The organism is Lacinutrix sp. WUR7 (assembly GCF_016864015.1).
Taxonomy (GTDB): Bacteria; Bacteroidota; Bacteroidia; order Flavobacteriales; family Flavobacteriaceae; genus Oceanihabitans.
The window spans coordinates 685538-704384 of sequence record NZ_CP045067.1 but is presented as its reverse complement, the minus strand read 5'-3'; the positions used below and the strand labels follow the sequence as shown (position 1 = coordinate 704384).

At 33.8% G+C, this 18847-nt stretch carries 14 protein-coding genes; 5 read left to right on the top strand and 9 right to left on the bottom strand.

The features are described from left to right. Positions 1–12: 12 nt before the first annotated feature. The 4 genes from FG167_RS03085 to FG167_RS03070 form a co-directional block, all read right to left on the bottom strand. A complete protein-coding gene (locus FG167_RS03085; RefSeq protein WP_203459982.1) occupies positions 13–1362 on the bottom strand; it encodes a sodium:solute symporter in 1350 nt (449 codons plus the stop codon). A 46-nt stretch (positions 1363–1408) separates the two neighbouring features. Then, positions 1409–2473, bottom strand: coding sequence for an arsenosugar biosynthesis radical SAM (seleno)protein ArsS (arsS, locus tag FG167_RS03080; RefSeq protein WP_203459981.1), 1065 nt, complete (start codon positions 2471–2473; stop codon positions 1409–1411). Positions 2474–2655: 182 nt separating this feature from the next. Further along, positions 2656–2991, bottom strand: a complete 336-nt coding sequence (locus FG167_RS03075; protein WP_203459980.1) for an arsenosugar biosynthesis-associated peroxidase-like protein — start codon at positions 2989–2991, stop codon at positions 2656–2658. 81 nt (positions 2992–3072) lie between these two features. Then, the gene (locus FG167_RS03070; RefSeq protein ID WP_203459979.1) at positions 3073–4527 is read right to left on the bottom strand and encodes a membrane dipeptidase; all 1455 of its coding nucleotides are present in this window, start codon (positions 4525–4527) and stop codon (positions 3073–3075) included. A gap of 136 nt (positions 4528–4663) precedes the next feature. On the opposite strand from FG167_RS03070, the gene FG167_RS03065 reads away from it, so the two are divergent. The 4 genes from FG167_RS03065 to FG167_RS03050 all read left to right on the top strand — a co-directional run bounded on the left by FG167_RS03065 (position 4664) and on the right by FG167_RS03050 (position 8298). Then, positions 4664–5905, top strand: coding sequence for a sodium:proton antiporter (locus FG167_RS03065; protein WP_203459978.1), 1242 nt, complete (start codon positions 4664–4666; stop codon positions 5903–5905). 5 nt (positions 5906–5910) lie between these two features. Continuing rightward, on the top strand, positions 5911–6681 hold the full coding sequence (gene xdhC / locus FG167_RS03060; RefSeq protein ID WP_203459977.1) for a xanthine dehydrogenase accessory protein XdhC: 771 nt from the start codon (positions 5911–5913) through the stop codon (positions 6679–6681). Positions 6682–6775: 94 nt separating this feature from the next. Continuing rightward, entirely contained in the window at positions 6776–7783 is a 1008-nt protein-coding gene (locus FG167_RS03055; RefSeq protein WP_203459976.1) for a hypothetical protein, read from the top strand. Then, complete coding sequence (locus FG167_RS03050) at positions 7780–8298, top strand: nucleoside-triphosphatase (protein WP_203459975.1); 519 nt, start codon at positions 7780–7782, stop codon at positions 8296–8298. Before FG167_RS03055 ends, FG167_RS03050 begins: the two co-directional genes overlap by 4 nt. 454 nt (positions 8299–8752) lie before the next feature. On the opposite strand, the gene FG167_RS03045 is transcribed toward FG167_RS03050, so the two are convergent. From FG167_RS03045 to FG167_RS03025, 5 genes are all read right to left on the bottom strand, one after another. Continuing rightward, the gene (locus FG167_RS03045) at positions 8753–9127 is read right to left on the bottom strand and encodes a hypothetical protein (protein WP_203459974.1); all 375 of its coding nucleotides are present in this window, start codon (positions 9125–9127) and stop codon (positions 8753–8755) included. A 121-nt stretch (positions 9128–9248) separates the two neighbouring features. Further along, complete coding sequence (locus tag FG167_RS03040) at positions 9249–9818, bottom strand: GNAT family N-acetyltransferase (protein ID WP_203459973.1); 570 nt, start codon at positions 9816–9818, stop codon at positions 9249–9251. Then, positions 9818–12154 carry a xanthine dehydrogenase molybdopterin binding subunit gene (locus FG167_RS03035; protein ID WP_203459972.1) on the bottom strand — a complete coding sequence of 779 codons (2337 nt, stop codon included), beginning with the start codon at positions 12152–12154 and terminating at the stop codon, positions 9818–9820. The genes FG167_RS03040 and FG167_RS03035 overlap by 1 nt, the downstream gene beginning before the upstream one ends. After that, positions 12147–13556 (bottom strand): FAD binding domain-containing protein, encoded by a 1410-nt coding sequence (locus tag FG167_RS03030; RefSeq protein ID WP_203459971.1) that lies wholly within the window; start codon positions 13554–13556, stop codon positions 12147–12149. The genes FG167_RS03035 and FG167_RS03030 overlap by 8 nt, the downstream gene beginning before the upstream one ends. 160 nt (positions 13557–13716) lie before the next feature. Further along, complete coding sequence (locus FG167_RS03025; RefSeq protein ID WP_055442587.1) at positions 13717–14190, bottom strand: nucleoside deaminase; 474 nt, start codon at positions 14188–14190, stop codon at positions 13717–13719. Between the two features lie 315 nt (positions 14191–14505). Between FG167_RS03025 and FG167_RS03020 the strand changes: the two genes are divergently transcribed. After that, positions 14506–18837 (top strand): PAS domain S-box protein, encoded by a 4332-nt coding sequence (locus FG167_RS03020; protein WP_203459970.1) that lies wholly within the window; start codon positions 14506–14508, stop codon positions 18835–18837. Positions 18838–18847: the final 10 nt, after the last annotated feature.

The window sequence follows — 18847 nt, the reverse complement described above, 5'->3', positions numbered from 1 at the left end:
AGTGAAAATTTTTTATAGGTTTTGTTTGTTGTTATTTATCCATTTCGGAAGGAAATACAAGACACAACAACTTAGTATTCCCCATACATTTACCCAAAGTAAATCTGCGTATTTTCCGTTGGTATAAATGAGTGCCTTCGGAAAAATTTCAAACAGTAAAATAAAACCAAATATCAAGCCACAAATAGTACTCAAGTAAAAACTAATTTTTGGCACTTTGATATTCCAGAAAATAAAAACTGGTGTTAGGCCAATCACCATAGTTCCTGAAATGGTAGTTGCAGATAGTATTTCTACATCTAGAAAAACTGGTAACGTTCCTAGAATAGCAATTGCTGCCATAGATGCTCTTCCGAAAGACACATCATTTATCATTCCTAAATCTACAGCTAGTAATTTGGAAAAGGAGGAAAACGTGGAGTCTAATGTGGAGGCAGCAGAAGTTATCATTATAAAATTAATCACTAATAATATAATCACGCCAAAAGCTTTACCCACTTCTACTGCAGCTTGCCCTTTAAAACCTTGGGTTTGTGCATAGACACCAATTATGCTGAAAAGTATGATACAGATTGCACCGAGTACACTTGCCCATAAAAAACTTTTTCTAGTGACTTTAGGAGAACTAATAAAAGCTCTATCTGTTAAAACTGGGTCATGAAAAGGATAGCTAAAGGATTGAATAATGGCTGCGAAAAATAGGTTTAATCCCAGTTCGAAACTCCAAGTTCCTGAAGTAACAACATCTTTTACGTGGAAGGTTTCTATGGAAAATATATTCCAAAGAATGATTAGTAATAAAATGGCAAACAAAACCATTTGAATAACATCGGTAAAAATGGAACTGCTTAGTCCGCCTTTTATAGCATACGCTAAAGTTAAAGCTGTGAAAATTATAATAGACCAATAGTAGTTTGCACTACCAATGTCGCCAAAATAACTACCAATTACCATGGTGTTACTCCAAACTTCATTAAATAGACGAACAGCAATAAGCATAGAAAATAGTGCCATGGCACCTTTACCAAATTTGGTAGTTAAAAAGTGATGGATGCTTGTGAATCCGCCAATAGTCCGTAATTTATAAATAAGCAATCCAGCAACTGCAAAGGATAAATAATAACCAGCATAAGCTACACCGCCAACAATACCAAAATCTAAACCTAGGTTTGCGGCATTGGTAATACTCTTGGCGAAAATCCAAGAAATTATAAGACTACCAGTAAGTATTAAAGTGTTTGGTGCTTTTTTTTTACGAACAGCCTTAAAAAATTGATCTGTAGTTTTTGCTAAAGGCGAAATAAAAAAAAGCACTACACTCGATACAATGATTAGTGTCCATTGGTAATTTAAGACGCTCATTTAGTAGTGTGAGTTATAGATGGTTTGTTAGAAAGCATTATTCTGTTTAGGCAACACTACCTTGACAGCTGCTTCCAGCTCCTGCAGTACAACCGTAACAGTGTTGTGAAATGATAATGTTTCGTCCTTCTAGCAGTTCTGTTTTGTACTGCGAGATGTGTTTCGATTTACTATTTACTGGTAATTCTAGCATTTGATTAAAATCGCAATCAAATAAATAACCATCCCAGCTTACCGATAAGGTATTGGTGCACATTACGTTTTGTACCGCAGTTGGATTATACGCTTCTACTAAAGAATACATGTAATCTTCGTAGTTTTCGGAAGCTATTAAATAATCTAAAAAACGCGCAATTGGCAAGTTTGTAATCGCAAATAAGTTATGAAACTGTATACTGAAATCTTCTAGTAAGGCTTTTTTAAAGTCTTTTTCCATGGACATTTGGTCACCAGGTAAAAAGGCTCCGGAAGGATTGTAAACTAAATCTAATTTTAAATCGCTTCCTGGCATACCATAACCAACAGCATTTAGCTCTTGTAAAGCTTTTATGGACATATCAAAAACACCTTCACCACGTTGTTTGTCGGTTTTTCCTCTAGTCCAGTGTGGCATAGAACTTACGACATGTATGTTGTGCTTTTTGAAAAATTCTGGTAAATCGTGATACTTTTTGTTCGCACGAATAATGGTTAAGTTAGAGCGTACAATAAAATCTTTAACTCCGATTTTGGAAGCTTCTTCTACAAACCATCTAAAATTAGGATTCATTTCTGGAGCGCCTCCTGTTAAGTCTAAAGTATGTGCGCCTGTTGTTTTTATAACATCCAAAATTTGTTGCATGGTCTCTTGTGTCATGATTTCCTTTCGGTCTGGACCTGCGTCTACATGGCAATGCTCACACACTTGATTACACATGTAACCAACGTTAATTTGTAGTATTTCTAATTTTTTCGCTTGCAGCGGAAATTGACCAGTTTCGGAAATTTTATCTTTAAAAGTTGGTAATTCACCACTTTTAAATATGCCATTAGAGAGTATTTCTAATTGTTTGTTTGCAACAGCTAATTCGCTTTCTTGCTTATGAAGGGATTGTGTTTTTAATTTTGGCATATGTATTCCCCACGAAGGTGGGAATCTTTTTATTATTGCTATTAAATTTCATGAGTTCCCCACTTTCGTGAGGATTTCTGCGTTAGGGATTGCAATGGAAATCCTTTTGCTTTTTTTGCAAAAGATTGTATTGGAAAGCCCGACACTACATAGTTTTTACGGAGTAGTGTAACGCCCAAATTTTAACCATCTAATTTGTTTACTTTATTCATCATTTGCACACCATGCACCAAGGTTGCTCCACTTTTAATTGCTGCGCCAACATGAATGGCTTCCATCATTTCTTCTTTGGTGACACCTCTTTGCAGTCCGTCTTTGGTATACGCGTCAATGCAATAAGGGCATTGCTCTGTGTGGGCAACGGCTAAGGCAATAAGTGATTTTTCACGAGCAGTTAGGGCGCCTTCTTCGAAGACTTTGGAGTAATAATCGAAGAATTTATTTCCTAGTTCTTCACTCCATTCGGTGATTTTCCCAAACTTTCTTAAATCTGCTGGATCGTAATATGTTTTTGGCATCTTGTCGTTTTAATATATTCCTAAAAAATGAATATACAGTTTATGTCGAAAAGAACTATAAAACATAACAAAAAATTATTTTTACTTGAAGTTGGTTTTTAAAAAGGTTTCGGCGTTTATAAATAGTACGCGATCTATGATTTCTTGTGCCGGAATTTGATTGATTGGGATTAAATCTTGCTGGTGGTCTTTTAAATAAGCTTCGGCTCTTTCTACCAAATAGGGTTCTATGTCTTTGATGTTTTCGCTGGTCCAAAGTCCTTTAATCGGGTTTACAATACCATCAAAATCGGACCCAATAGCGAGCGTTTCCCAGCAAAAGAGATTGTTTTTGTTTAGAATTTCTGCGCAATGTTGTATTTGGTTCCAGATGAGTTCGGACTTATTTCGCAATCGACTTTTTTTGTTTGGCATGTAAATTCTAGAACTCTTAACGGCTTTTTTGCTTCCTATTCGTCGTTCGTCTAGTTGTAAGCCAAAGATTCCTTTAGATTTTGCAATACGAAGTATTTCGGCGTCGTAAAAATTAATATCTAAATCGCTAAATTGATTGCTTAAAGCGGAATCTTTTTCGTTCCATTCTTCAATAGAACGTTTTCCATTTGCAGCACCATGACTTACAATTATTGGAATGTTTTGGTCGGCATATTTCGTTTCTAATAAATGATAGTATGTTTTTCTTGATGCGGTACTCATGTGTTTTACGTCTATGAGTATGCGTTCATTATTGGTGTTATCTAGAAGTTTATCGATTACTTTAAAACCAAGATCGGTAATGTCTGTATTTAATCCTCTATTTTGATTGTCTTTTATGGCGCCAATATTAATGCTTCTTGCATGTCCGCAAATTTCATTGTAAAAATGATGTGCTAAGGTGATGAAAAGAGGTTTGTGGTCCCAATTTTTTACTTCTTCTATATTGTTTAAAACGGTTTGTTCGTCTCCTGTGTTTTTGTCTAAAAGTAATCCGGTTTCAAAAGCATGTGCGCCTTCAATCGTTGGTACTAGGCTAATTATTTTTCTGGTGTCTGTAGATTTTGCAATGTTTTCTTCTACTTCAGAAAAACTATTCGTCATTCTGTAGGTGTAGGTCACATCTCCAATCTTTTGGGCAAAATTATCTAGTTGTAGATAGTAATCGTATTCAAACTTCAGATCTTGAAAATAGCTATTATGACTTCTTATATTGTCAATTCTAGAATGACTAACTCCTGCTGCAAGGTTGGTTAAAATATCGGAAACAAACTTAAAGCCTAGCATTCTTTTTTTTAGGAAATGTTTTTCAAAAGGATATAATGAAATCACAACCACTTGGCAATTTGCTTTTGCTAATGCGCTTAAATCGGTTTGTGTAAATTTAGTTAGCGTTAGTATTTTATTTACTTGACGTTCTAGAAAGTTAGGCGGACTATAATGCCAGATAGAATTTTTTCTTCCCGCATTTAAGTGGTTTTGTTTTGTTGGTTCGTATTTAAAACTCTTGCCGTAAGGTTTTAAAGCTGGATGACAATGCAAGTCTATATATACCCTTTTCATGTTTTCTATGTATTACATGCTGTTCGCTATTCCATATTGGTTGGTGTGATGCCTTATTAGCATGCTGGTTTCATAATCCGTAATTAATGATAGTTAAAAGATATAAATTTTTAAATTAGCAATAAATATATTTTTTATGGATTATTTTGTAATCGCCTCTATACTAGTACTTATATCTGCCGTTTTTGGTTATATAAATGTACGATTTTTAAAAATGCCTAACACTATTGGCTTAATGCTAATTACTATTGTGTTCACACTTGCCGTATTTGCGTTAAGTTATTTTGATGATACTTTATTAAATGCGGAGAAGTTTATCATAACACAAATTGATTTTAAGTCCGTTTTATTAGATGTCATGCTTAGTTTTTTACTTTTTGCAGGAGCTTTGCATACTAATTTTGAACAACTAAAAGTACAGCGATGGCCTGTTTTAGCTTTTGCTACATTTGGTGTTTTAATTTCCACATTTTTAGTTGGTGTCATTATGTTTTATGCATTGCCAATTGTGGGGTTACATGTAGATTTTATTTACTGTTTATTATTTGGTGCTTTAATATCACCAACCGATCCTATTGCTGTTTTAGGAATACTTAAACAAGCAGGAGCACCAAAAAGATTGGAAACCAAGATTGTTGGAGAGTCTTTATTTAATGATGGTGTTGGTGTTGTTATATTCTTAACCATTTATAAAATTGCCGACTTAGGAATTGAAAATGTTAGCGCTTTAGAAGTAGTTGAATTATTTGGTTTAGAAGTTATTGGCGGTATTGCTTTAGGTTTAATTTTAGGATGGATTACCTACAGATTGATGAAGTCTATAGATGATTATGATATTGAAGTAATTATCACATTAGCTGCTGTTATGGCAGGAACAGTATTAGCGCAAAAGTTGCATATTTCGGCGCCTTTAGCAATGGTTACTGCTGGATTAGTTGTAGGTAATGATACGGTTCGGGATTCCGCAATGTCGGAAACCACAGAAACCTATGTCGATAAGTTTTGGGAGTTGATAGATATTCTTTTAAATACCCTTTTATTTGTCTTGATAGGAATGGAAATGTTAGTGTTAACTTTTGAATTGGAATATTTATTGGCAGGTTTAATCGCGATACCTTTGGTGTTATTGTGTAGATATATTTCTTTATTAATACCTATTAAATTCTTTGAGAAAAAATTAGACTTCGTACCAAAAACGAATTTAATTATGACTTGGGGAGGATTGCGTGGCGGAATTTCCATCGCACTAGCTTTAGGTCTTACGCAAGTAATGGAGCGTGATTTGTTCTTGGTAATTACCTATGTGGTTGTGGTGTTCTCTATACTATTTCAAGGGATGACGGTTGGTAAGCTGATTAAAAAATTAGAAGTCAAATAACTTTTATGCAAAACTGGATTACTCTTTTAGCAGAATTTAAAGAAAAACATATACCTGTAGCGTTCATTACCGTTACAAAATGTTTAGGTTCAACGCCATGTGTGGTTGGTTCTAGAATGCTTGTTACTAAAGACAAGCAAATTCACGGAACCATTGGAGGCGGAAAGCTAGAATTTAAAGCTATAGACGAGGCAATAATTGCATTGCAAGAGAATAGAATTATCGAATCCAGCTACACTTTAGGTCCAGAATTTGAACAATGCTGCGGCGGAAAAGTAGAATTTATAATAGAACCTATGCATCAATCCCCAGAATTATTTTTATTTGGAGCAGGACATATTGGCGTTGAAATCTGTAAACTATTAGCCGATACACCTTTTAAAGTACATCTAATAGATTCTCGTGAGGATTGGTTTTCTAACCTAGAATTAGATGCAAATATTACCACACATCAAACTAGCGAAACAGATTTTAAAACCTTTAATGACGCCGTAAAATGGGGGAGTAACAGTTATGTGTTAGTGCTAACGCATAACCATGCTATCGATTTTGATATTATAGCGATGGCTCTAAAAAACGAAACTAAATTCTTAGGGTTAATTGGTAGTAAAACAAAAAAAGTCCGTTTTAATAACATGCTTATTAAAGAGATGGATATACCTGAAGGAATGACCAATGTGGTTTGTCCGATAGGTTTAGATATTGGAGGAGATACACCAAAAGAAATAGCGATTAGCGTAGTTGCGCAATTACTTCAAGTGTATTATAAAAATTAATACAATAAGATTCCTAGTTGTCAGACTGAGCTTGTCGAAGTCTTAACAAAGAAGGTTAAAAAATAAAAGATTCCTGTTTTCGTAGGAACTAAAGATGAAAAACAACAAATCCATCATCGATAAACTAACCGCGCTTTGGGCTTTAAACGAGTCTGGACTTGGTGGTTTTCTACATGTGTTTAATTCGCCATTCACTGGATTAATTGTTGGAGGAATAGCCGTTTTACTCATTAGCTTAATCGCTTTTTATGCCGAAAATAAATGGAAATCTATTTTAAAAGCACTAGTAATTGTCTTGATTATTAAGATGGCAGTGAGTCCGTATTCGCCATTTACAGCCTATATTTCTGTGAGTTTTCAAGCTGTTTTTGGAGCCTTTTTGTTTTCTAATTTCTCATGGAAAGGAATAACATTAATCGTTTTAGGAATGATAACCTTCTTGCAATCTGCACTTCAGAAATTATTAAAATTAACTATTATTTATGGTACAGATTTTTGGGAAGCTATCAATATTTATGGGACTTGGATTCAAGAAAAAATCAACTTTATTACTCAAACATCTGCAACATCCGTTTTAATAACTATTTATCTTTTGGTGTATGGCATTGGCGGACTGCTGGCAGGAATATTCATTAAAAGTATGATTGGTATTATTTCGGAAAAAGAGGAAACGAGTTTCTCTTTAGTAGCTTCCGTTTTTACTTCGGAAGAAAAAAAAACAAAAAAGGGATTGAAGTCTAAAGTAATTTGGATTTGGTTAATCACAGTCGCAATCATTGTTTTGGCATTTACTTTTTTTGGAGGCACTTTATTCGGATGGCAAAAAGCAATATATATTATTGCGAGAAGCTTTTTGTTTTTAATGCTTTGGTATTTGGTTTTAGGGCCTTTTGCGCTAAAATTAATCAGGAAATATCTTGCAAAAAAAGAATCGAAGTATCAAGACGATATTGCGAATGCGATGGATTTGTTTCCGTATTTCCGACAGATAATTTCCTTTACATGGAAAGAAACAAAATACCTAAAAGGCTATACCAGATTTAAATATTTTATAGCGAATAGCATTTCTAATTGTATTCATTTTAAAATCCCTTCGGAATGATTTATATACTTACAGGAGCGATTAGAACTGGGAAAACAACCGCTTTATTCGATTGGATTAACGATAGGGATGATGTCGATTGGATTAACGATAGGGATGATGTCGATGGATTGTTATGTCCGGATAATGAAAATGGAAAACGATATTTTTTGAAAATAAAGAAGAACGAGGATTTTAATCTAGAAGCGGAAGCTGAAGTTGAATCTGAAGATGTTATTACAATAGGAAGCTTTAAATTTTTAAAAGCGGCTTTTAAAGAAGCGAATGATTATTTGATTTCTACTGCTTCAGAAACTGAAAATCGATATCTAATTATTGATGAAATAGGGAAACTAGAATTGAATAAGGAAGGCTTGCATCGTTCCGCGGAAGTATTAATTCCAAAATATATGTTGGATGAAAATCAACATCTCCTTTTTGTAGTTCGAGATTATTTGTTGGATGCTGTTTTGAAACATTATGCTATTACTGAGTATTCGCTTTTGGGAAAGGAAGATATAAAATGGTTTGGATAAACCTGTAAAGACTGAATATGGATATTTTTAATTTATTGTATTTAGCGATGCCGAAGTTGGCGTTTTCCATCAACTGCTTTTGTGGTTTTTTTATTATTTGTTGGTGAAAAACACCAACAAAGGCGCAACTGCTTTTTGGTCTTTTTTTTTATTTTTGTTGGTGGAAAACACCAACAAAGGCGCATTTATCGTATTAAGCGATGCCATAGTTGGTGTTTTTCACCAACTGCTTTTTAGATTATTTTGTTTTATGTTGGTAAAACACCAACAAAAGGCGCAACTGTGTGATGTGGTTGATTAAAAAAAACACATCCTTAATAAGTTCTGCTCGGTATCTTCAATAAAAATATATTTTCGTTTGAATATCCCTTAATGGGATAGTAGTACCAAAGTTTATTTTTAGGAATGTCCCCTCGAGGGGACTTTAGGGGTGTTCAGGAAAGGGATGGGGAATCTAGGAGAAAATCGTCTCACTCAAAGCATAATAAATCGCCATAATTGCTGAAAACACAGCGGATCCCATAAAACGCCATTTCAATTTAAATCGGTTTTGAATAATATAATTCGCAGTAAATGAAATAGGGATATTTACCAAAAACGACCAAAAGGCAATCTCTAAAAGGTGAAAACCAATCGCTTCAAACTGACCAGAAAATAATTTAATAAACAATAAATGTCTAGCAATCCACAACGGATTAAAATAAGCGATAGCCAAAATCGTTTTGGTTAATGTTGCTTTAATGCCTTTTAAGAACTGTGTCTTTTTTACAATCCAATCGAAATAATTTGGAATTTCAAATGCGTAAAATGTTGCACCAATAAACATCATACCTAATAAACGATACCAGGAAAACTCATGTAATAACAGTGCAGCAATAGTATCTCCAGCACAGTAAATAAGTGCACCTTTAAGGATGTTTTGTTTTTTGTAATGTAGTTTGATAATCTATCTAGTTTAAATCTGATTTTATTAAGCAATAAATTTCACTATCTAAAAATTGACCATCATAATAGAAGTTTTCTCTAAAATGTGCTTCCAATTTAAATCCAAATTTAAGTAATATTGCTTTTGAGTTTTTATTTTCGGTATTGACATTAGCTTCATAACTGTGAAGATTTAAGTCGTCAAAACCAAAACGAATTAGTGTATTGAAAGCTTCAGTCATGTAGCCTTTTCCCCAAAAGTCTGGATGTAAAATATAACCAATTTCACCTCTTGAATTTTGTCTGTCAATTCGCCAAATTCCGAAATCACCTATTGGTTTATTACTGCTTTTTTCAATGATAGTCCATGTAATTCCTTTGCGTTCATGGAATGCATTATTGTAGCCTTCAATTCGCTTTTCGGTATCTTCAACTCGTTTAGGAATTGCAGTATCCATATATTTAGAAACAGCGTTATGACTTCTCGTATTTAAAAGTGTTTGCGCATCTCCTTTTTTATAAGCTCTGAAAAGAAGTCGATCACTTTCTAATTCTGGAAAAACATCAAAAACTTGCTCGTTAACCTGTGTTTTCATTATAATTTATACTTGTTTTCATACAAACTCATCAATACCTTTTCAGGTGTCATTGGTGCATGAAATTGTAAATCGTAGTTTGGATTAAAAGCTTTTATAGCATTTTGAAGCGCAAAATAAGCGCCAATTCCATACATTAAAGGAGGTTCTCCAACGGCTTTCGATTTTAAAATAGCCATATCATTTCCTTCCGTTTCTACTGGAATCACTTCTACTGTTTTTGGTACAGAAAAGATATCCGGAACTTTATATGTAGATAGTGCGTTAGACAATAATCTTCCGTCTTTATTATAGGCAATCTCTTCCATGGTCATCCAGCCAATTCCTTGAATTAATGCGCCTTCTACTTGTCCTAAATCAATACCTTCACTCATGCTTTTCCCGTAATCGTGTACTATTTTCACGGAATCAAATTCATAAGTACCACGCGTGCAATCTATGGTTGTTGTGGTGATGGCTGTTCCGTAAACGTGATAAGCAAAAGGGTGTCCTTTTTCTTTTGTTTTGTCAAAGTGAATTTCAGGCGTTGCATAATGTGCATTTTCCGTCAAAGCAACACGTTTCAACATGGCACTACTGATGAGGTTTGTCCATGATAATTCGGATTTCTTTCCGTTTACAAAAACAGCTTCCTTTTTTAAAGATATACTGTCTTCCGAAACATTTAAGTCTTCCGAAGCTACTGTTTTTAATCTTTCCACTAAAGCATTACAAGCCATTAAGGTTGCTTTTCCATTTAAATCTGCAGTAGAACTCGCGGCAGAAGGTGATGTGTTTGCAACTCTAGTGGTATTGGTAGTTTCGATCTTAATCTTTTCCATAGAAACAGAAAATACATTGGCAGCAATTTGCATCATTTTGGTGTTTACACCTTGCCCCATTTCTACGGCTGCAGTACTAATACCAATGCTTCCATCTAAATAGATATGCACCAAAGCACGTGCGTGATTCATAGGTGTGTTGGTAAACGAAATACCAAAAGTAATTGGCATAAACGAAATCCCTTTTTTAAACGCGGTATTGTTTTTATTGAAGTCCGCAACTTGTTGTTCTAAAACGTCACTATTGAATATTTTTTTAGCAGCATGCCATGTGTTTTTGGCTTCTACTTTTTTAGCTATTTGTCCGTACGAAAATGTATCGTTTTCGTCTAGTAAATTCGCTTCTTGAATTTTTCTTGTTGAAACTCCAATTTCATGAGCAGCTTTCGCAATTGCCGACTCGATTACAAACATACCTTGTGGGCCACCAAAACCTCTAAACGCAGTATTTGGTGGTAAATTGGTTTTGCAACTCAATACTTTTGTGGTTACGTTTGGTACGTAATAACTGTTGGTAGCGTGAAATAATGTGCGTTCTGCAATAGCGGGAGATAAATCTGCTGCGGCACCAGAATTTTGTAAAAATTCCGTTTGGTAGGCTAGTATTTTTAAGTCTTTAGAAAGTCCGATTTTATACGTGCTTTCATACGGATGCCGTTTTCCAGTCATGCGTAAATCGTCATGACGATTCAATATTAATTTCACCGACTGATTTAAATGATAAGTAGCCAAAGCAGCCATCACAGCCCAAGGAGTAGCTTGGTCTTCTTTACCTCCAAATCCGCCACCAAGACGTGTCACATCGACTTCAATTTTATGCATCGCAATACCTAAAACTTTCGCTATAGTTTTTTGTACAGCCGTTGGGCCTTGTGTAGAAGAAGTCACTTTTATGTTACCATTTTCCATAGGTTCGGCATAAGCACCTTGCGCTTCAATGTATAAATGTTCTTGTCCGTTAGAAAAGGTTTCCCCTTCAAAAACATAGTCGCAATTTGCGAATGCTTTTTCGGTATCTCCTAAACTAAAAGATCGTGGAGCATTGATAAAGCTTCCTTTTGCTTTTGCTTCTTTAGCAGTGGTAATTACTGGTAAATCTTCAATTTTAATTTCGATTAAAGCTCTTGCTTTTCTTGCAATAAATTCCGATTCGGCAACAATTAAAGCAATTGGCATTCCCCAGAAATGCACTTCCTCTTCAGCAAATAAAGGTTCGTCAGCAATAATACCACCAATTTCGTTTTCACCAGGAACATCTTTGTAGGTGAAAATACGCTCAACACCTTCCAAAGCTTTCGCTTTAGAATAATTGATACTTTTTATTTTTCCGTGTGCTTTTGGTGCATCAAAAACTACTGCATGAAAGGTGCCTTGTCTAACGTTTATGTCATCCACATACAGCGATTCTCCACGAACATGCGTGTAGGAGTCTAAGTTTTTAATGCTTTGTTTTAATGATTTTGAAACGGCATCTAACTTCGTGTCTAGTACTTTATTTTCTTTGTTTTTATGCATGTTGAATAAAGTCGTTTAATGTGAATTTCTTCGGAAATAAAGCTGTGAAATGTGCAAAGAATAATTGTCTTCCTAGCAAACGTTTATAGTCGCTTGTGCCACGAACATCGCTAATTGGTGCGATTTCCTTTTGAAGTATCTCGTTAGCTTCCAATATCGTTTCAGAGGTGAGTGGTTTTCCTATTAAAAATGTTGAGGTATTGTGTAAATACTTCGGAATAGCGGCAACGCCACCAATAGAAACGTGCGCTTCGGAAATCGTTTCCTTTTTAATTGAAATATGAATAGCCGAATTGACACTAGCAATATCTAAATGGGTTCGTTTACAAACTTTTTCGAAATTGAAAAAAGAATGTTCGGTTGGTAATTTAAATTGGATGCTCTTTAAAAGTTCATCGTCTTTTAAATCGTATGTTTTGTAACCTTGATAAAAATTTTTCAAGGAAATTGTTCGTTCTTTTTCTTTGGAATTTAATATCGTAATAGTACTATTAAGCGATAAAAAGAATATGGTCATGTCTCCAATTGGTGAAGCATTAACTAAGTTTCCTCCTAAGGAAGCCATATTTCTAATTTGTTCTGAAGAAACTAATTTTAAGTGTTTTCTTAAGTTTGGTAAAATACTGTTTAATTCGGTGTGATTCCATAAATCGGAAACCGTAGAGTTGGTTCCAATGGTGCAAATGTCGTTTTCAATAGAAATGCCTTTTAAATAGTCTTTTTCGGCAATAAGATGTACGTCATTGTCTGCTAAACTATCTGCTTGTTGCACGTATAAATCGGTTCCTCCAGAAACGTATTTTCCTTTTGGTTGCTTTAAATCTTTAATTTCAATGTCTTTTAAACGTTTCGGAATACTTTCAAAATAATTTGGAATGAATGCATTTTCAATGAGCCAATCCAAAGTAGTTTCCTTTTTGTTTTCTAGTTTTTCAACCACTTGATGCGCTGCTTTTTCAATGGATTTATATCCTGTGCACCTGCAAATATTTCCGCTTATAGCGTCAATAGCATTACTGTAATTTTTATCCGAATTAGACAAAGCAAAACCAGTTAAAGCAACTACAAAACCAGGAGTGCAAAATCCGCATTGTGTTGCGTAATTTGCTTTCATAGCTTCTTGCGCTGTGGTTAGTTTGTTCTTTAGGTTTGTGCCTTCCACCGTTACTATATGCTTGCCATGCGCATTTCCTAAAGGAGAAATACACGATGTAATACTTTGGTATTCTATAGTGTCGTTTGTTAACGTACCTACTAAAAGTGTACAAGCACCGCAATCGCCTTCACGACAACCAATTTTGGTTCCTGTGAGACGTTGTTGGTAGCGAACAAAATCCAATAAAGTAGTTCCGGAATGCTCCGAGGTTTTAATGGTTTTGTTATTTAAGATGAAGGTGATCATGTTGGTTGTTTCAATGGTAAATAAATAGGAAACCTAACTATGTGGTTCGTTCGAGTGAAATTCCTTTTTTGGAATTTTGTATCGAGAAGTTTTTGATGTTTCCAGATTTTTAATGCGTTTGTACCGCATTTTGATCACTCGAACGGACCTAATATATTGTTTAATACTCCGTTTTATCTTGTTTTTTAGTCCATTCTTGAAAAGGTTCTAAAGCAATTTCACGCGCTAATTGTTCGAAAGGAATGCTTCTTTCGGCATAAGGTAAAGGGATTTCTTTGTAAATAAATTCATCATCAAATCCAATATTTGCCGCATCTACTTGATTGCTTCCATAATATACTTTATCTGGTCTAGCCCAGTAAATAGCACCTAAACACATAGGGCAAGGTTCGCAAGAGGTGTAAATTTCGCAACCGTCTAATTGAAAAGAATCTAAATTTTTGCACGCATCTCTAATAGCGGTAACTTCTGCATGTGCAGTAGGATCGTTTGTTGAGGTTACTTTATTGTTTCCGCGTCCTACAATTTTTCCGTCTTTAACAACTACACAACCAAATGGTCCACCTTCATTGTTATTCATTCCTTTTAAAGCTGCGTTTACAGCTTCTTTCATAAATTGGTCTTTATTACTCATTTTGTCTTTTTTTTCTAACAAGCTAATATACTATTTTTAAATAGTGATTAATAGAAAAGAAATTCAAACTTCATACTTGTAAAAATGGAGAGTAAATATTTTAATTATTAACTATTATTAAAATGTGTCTAACATGGATTGGTATTTAGTTGTGTCTCTTAAACCTTGTTATTTCTAACGATATTATAAATTTTCGTGTAATTGCTTAGTTATCAGTATGATTTTATTGGTTTGTAGCTTTAAAAATCAATTATTCTTGTTGCTTTTAAAGTAAAAAGTGTATTTTTAAGGCCCCTAGCTTAACCGAATCATCATATGAGTATATATACTATAATACTGATTGAGTTTTTACTCATATCTTCTAGTATTCTTTTATTATTTAAATTTAGAAACGTATTAGGATTAGCTCCTCTATATCTTTTTTTAGGAGCTGTTAGATATTTACAAGCCCTTTCTGGGGACATGATAAGCTTTACTGTTTTAGATGAGCTAATAATTTATCCAACATCCGTTATTATATTTAGTTCGCTTTTATTTGCGGTCTTATTGATTTATATTAAAGAAGGTGTTACTAGTGCTAGAGCTCTTATTTTAGGAATTATTATTTCCAATCTCCTTTTGTCCGCATTGTTTGGTATTATGCATTCGGAAAACTTGGTGGATATAGAATCTACCTTTGCTTTTTTAGTAGACGATAAGTATTTCATTACTGGTACAGTCTTGTTGTTTCTAGATTTTCTATGTCTAGTAATAATCTATCAATTTTTGATTTCAATAATCAAAAAGCAATTTTTCTTTTTTACACTCTTTATTTCACTATTAGTAGTTTTTGTTTTTGACGCGTTTATTTTTAATACAACGCTCTACTTGGGAACTGCTGATTTTTATAATTTATTAGTAGGTAACCTTATAGGTAAAGTTATTGCTGCGCTAGTATTTTCTGTCATTCTATATGTTTATTTAAAGTATATAGATAATGAGAAAAGTAATACTTCTTTTATTGCCAATCAAGAGCGTAATGTTTTTTCCATATTGAGGTATGAAAAAAAATATTTACAACTAAAGACTGAAAAGCAAGAATTGGAGAAAAATTTAACCTCTCAATTAGAAACTTCTTTAAATAGCATTTCAGGTGGTTTTATATCTCTAGACACTAATTGGTGTTATACGTATGTTAATAAAAAAGCTGCGGAACTTTTGGGGCGATCTTCAGAATCATTAATAGGAAAACACATTTGGACCGAGTTTCCGGAAGGTGTAGGGCGTTCTTTTTATAAGGCGTATTATAAAGCTGTTGAAACACAAGAAACGATATACTTTGATGATTATTATGAACCGCTAGATAAATGGTTTGAGAATAGAATTTACCCATCTCCAAACGGATTGATAATCTATTATACAGATATCTCCAAACAGAAAAAAACAGATGCTAATAATCAAATGTTACTGTCTTTAATAGAGACTAATGAGGATTTTATTGGTTTAGCAACTTTAGAAGGAGAGCCTCTTTATTTAAATGATAATGGTAGGCAATTAATGGGATTAGGGCCGGATGAAAAAATGCCAGCTTCTATTTCTGATTTTTTTCCCGAAGATTATCGGGATAGGATTGCCAATGAGCACATGCCTAGTATTTTTGAATCTAATGGATGGAGCGGAGAAACACACTTTAAAAATTTAAAAACAGGAGATTTAATCCCTACGGAAATGTCTGGTTTCTTAATTAAAGATAAGGTAACGGACAACCCTATAGCATTAGGTGTAGTTGCTAAAGATATTACTGCCCGTAAAGAAGCTGAAGATAAGTTAAGAAACAGTGAGCAGTTATTTAAACGTTTAACATCTAAAGCACCAGCTGGGATCTACCAAACAGATGCAGAAGGTTCTTGTAATTATGTAAACGAAAGATGGTTAGAATATGCAGGGTTGTCCTATGAAGATGCTATGGGGCCTGGATGGGCCAAAGCTATTCATCCCGATGATGAAGCAAGAATTCTTAAAGAATGGGAGGTATATGTTTTATCTGGAGAAAGTGAACTTGAAACCGATTTTAGGTTTCTCCATAAAGATAATAAGGTCGTATGGGTGTCTGTTAAAACGATAGGAACCTACGATGCACAAAATAATTTATATGGCTATATAGGAATGGCTATTGATGTTACAGAAAAGAAAAAAGCAGAACAAAAATTAATAAATAGTGAGCAGTTATTTAAACGATTAACATCTAATGCACCGGTTGGAATTTATCAAACAGATAAAGATGGTGTTTGTAATTATGTTAATGAAGAATGGATGAAATATTCAGAAATGACCTTTGAGGAGTCCTTAGGTTTTGGTTGGTCCAATGCTATTCACCCAGAGGATAAAGATAGGATTATGGGAGAATGGGGACAAGCAGTTTCTACTGGGGTTGACTTAGTTTCCGAATTTAGATTGCTAAATAAAAAAGGAGAAACAAAATGGGTTTCCGCAAAAGCAACTAGCTTATTTAATCATAATAATGAATTGTATGGTTATATAGGAACGATTGTAGATGTTACAGAACGTAAAGAATCTGAAGAAAAGTTAATAAATAGTGAGCAATTATTTAGACGATTATCATCTAATGCACCTGTTGGAATTTTTCAGACCAACAAAGATGGTGCTTGCAATTATGTAAATCAAGAATGGATAAAATATTCTGGAATCCCTTTTGATGAAGCTTTAGGTCTTGGTTGGCAAAACGCGATACACCCAGAAGATAAAGATAGAGTTATTGATATATGGCAAAAAGCTATTTCTTCAGGAACCGAATATAGAACAGATTTAAGATTTCTAAATCGAGAAGGTGTAACCACATGGCTTTCTGCTAAAGCTACTGGTTTGTATGATGCTAACAATGAGTTGTATGGTTATATAGGAACGCTAATCGATGTTACCGAACGTAAAGAAGTGGAAGATCAAATCATTAAAAACGAAAAGTATCTAGATAACATACTAAACAACATTGGTGATCCTGTTTTTGTGAAAGATGAGCAAAGTAGAATACTATTGGTCAATGATGCGTTTTGTTCTATTTTTAATGTAGAAAGGGCTGCTGCAATTGGTAAAACTTTAGCAGAAAGTGTTTCTGTAAAGGAAAGAGATCTTTTTTTACAAAGAGATAAGCAAGTTCTAGTGACTGGTATGGAGAGTGTTAGTGAAGAAACTTTAACATTAAAGGGGAAAGGATCAAGAATAATTTCAACAAAAAAAACAAGATTTATTGATGTTGCGGGTAATCAATTTTTAATAGGAATTATTCGAGATGTAACCGAGCGTAAAAAAATAGACGAAGAAATCAGGAAGGCACATCAACGTCTTACAATGCATTTAAATAACTCTCCGTTAGCAGTAATTGAATGGGATGAGAATTTAATTATTTATAACTGGTCCGTACAAGCTGAAAATATATTTGGTTGGAAAGAGCAGGAAGTTGTAGGAAAACATTTTAATGATTTAAATCTCGTTTACGAAGAAGATTATGCATCCACAGAGATTATTTCTTATCAATTAATGAATGGAATAGTAAAAAACAACAAGATTATTAATCGTAATAATACCAAAAATGGAAAGGTGATTTATTGCCAATGGAATAATTCTGTTTTACAATCTCCAGATGGACAAGTAGAAACTGTTTTGTCTTTGGTGCAGGACGTTTCAGAACGCATAGAATCAGAACAAAATATAAAAGAGAGTGAGGATAAATTCTCTAAAGTGTTTGAGTCAAATATAATTGGTTATTCTATTGTTAATAAAAATCAAATAAGGATTGATGTTAATGAGGCTATGGCGAATATTTTTGAAACCACTCGAGAGAATTTAATTGGTAAATCTTTTAAAGAAACTAAGGTCGAAGTGCTCAATTCGGCGTACTACGAACAAAAAGAAAGGTTAATAGAAAAAGTATTAAAGAATGGTTTTTTAAGTAATGAAATCATGACTAGAACTTTAACAAGTGGAAAGAAAATAATCTTATCAATTTCTGCTGAAGCCCTTGATATTGTAGGCGAAACTCATTGGTTGATTGCCGTAATAGATATTACAAGTAAAGATAAAGCAGAAATAGCATTAAAAGAAAATGAAGAAAAATTCTCTAAAGCTTTTGAATCCAATGTTGTAGGGAAAGCTATTCTTAATAAAGAAAAAAAGATTATTGAAGTAAACAAAGCGTTTGCAAACATTGTCGGGTTTGAAAGAGAAAACATGTTAGGGAAAACAGCAGAAGAAATAGTATTGTTCGATCTAGATAGTCCAGATAATAAAGAAAATGAAAATAAGCTATGGGGGCAATTTAGTGAAAAAGGGTATGTAACCAATATGGAATTAAAATACATAATGGAAGCGGGAAGAGAGCTTTTTGTATTAATATCTTTACAAGCGCTTCAGTTATATAATGAAGGACACGTTTTGTTCACTGTTTTGGATATAACAGAAAAGAAAAATGCCGAAGCAGAATTAGAAAAATACAGAAATAATCTGGAAGAACTAATTGAAGTAAGAACCGAAGAGGTGCATTTAAAAAATAATCAATTAGAACGTATGAATAAATTATTTGTTGGGAGGGAATTAAAAATGAAAGAGTTGAAAGGTATTATTAAAGAGTTGCAGTTAAAAAATGACAAATAAAACCACCGTA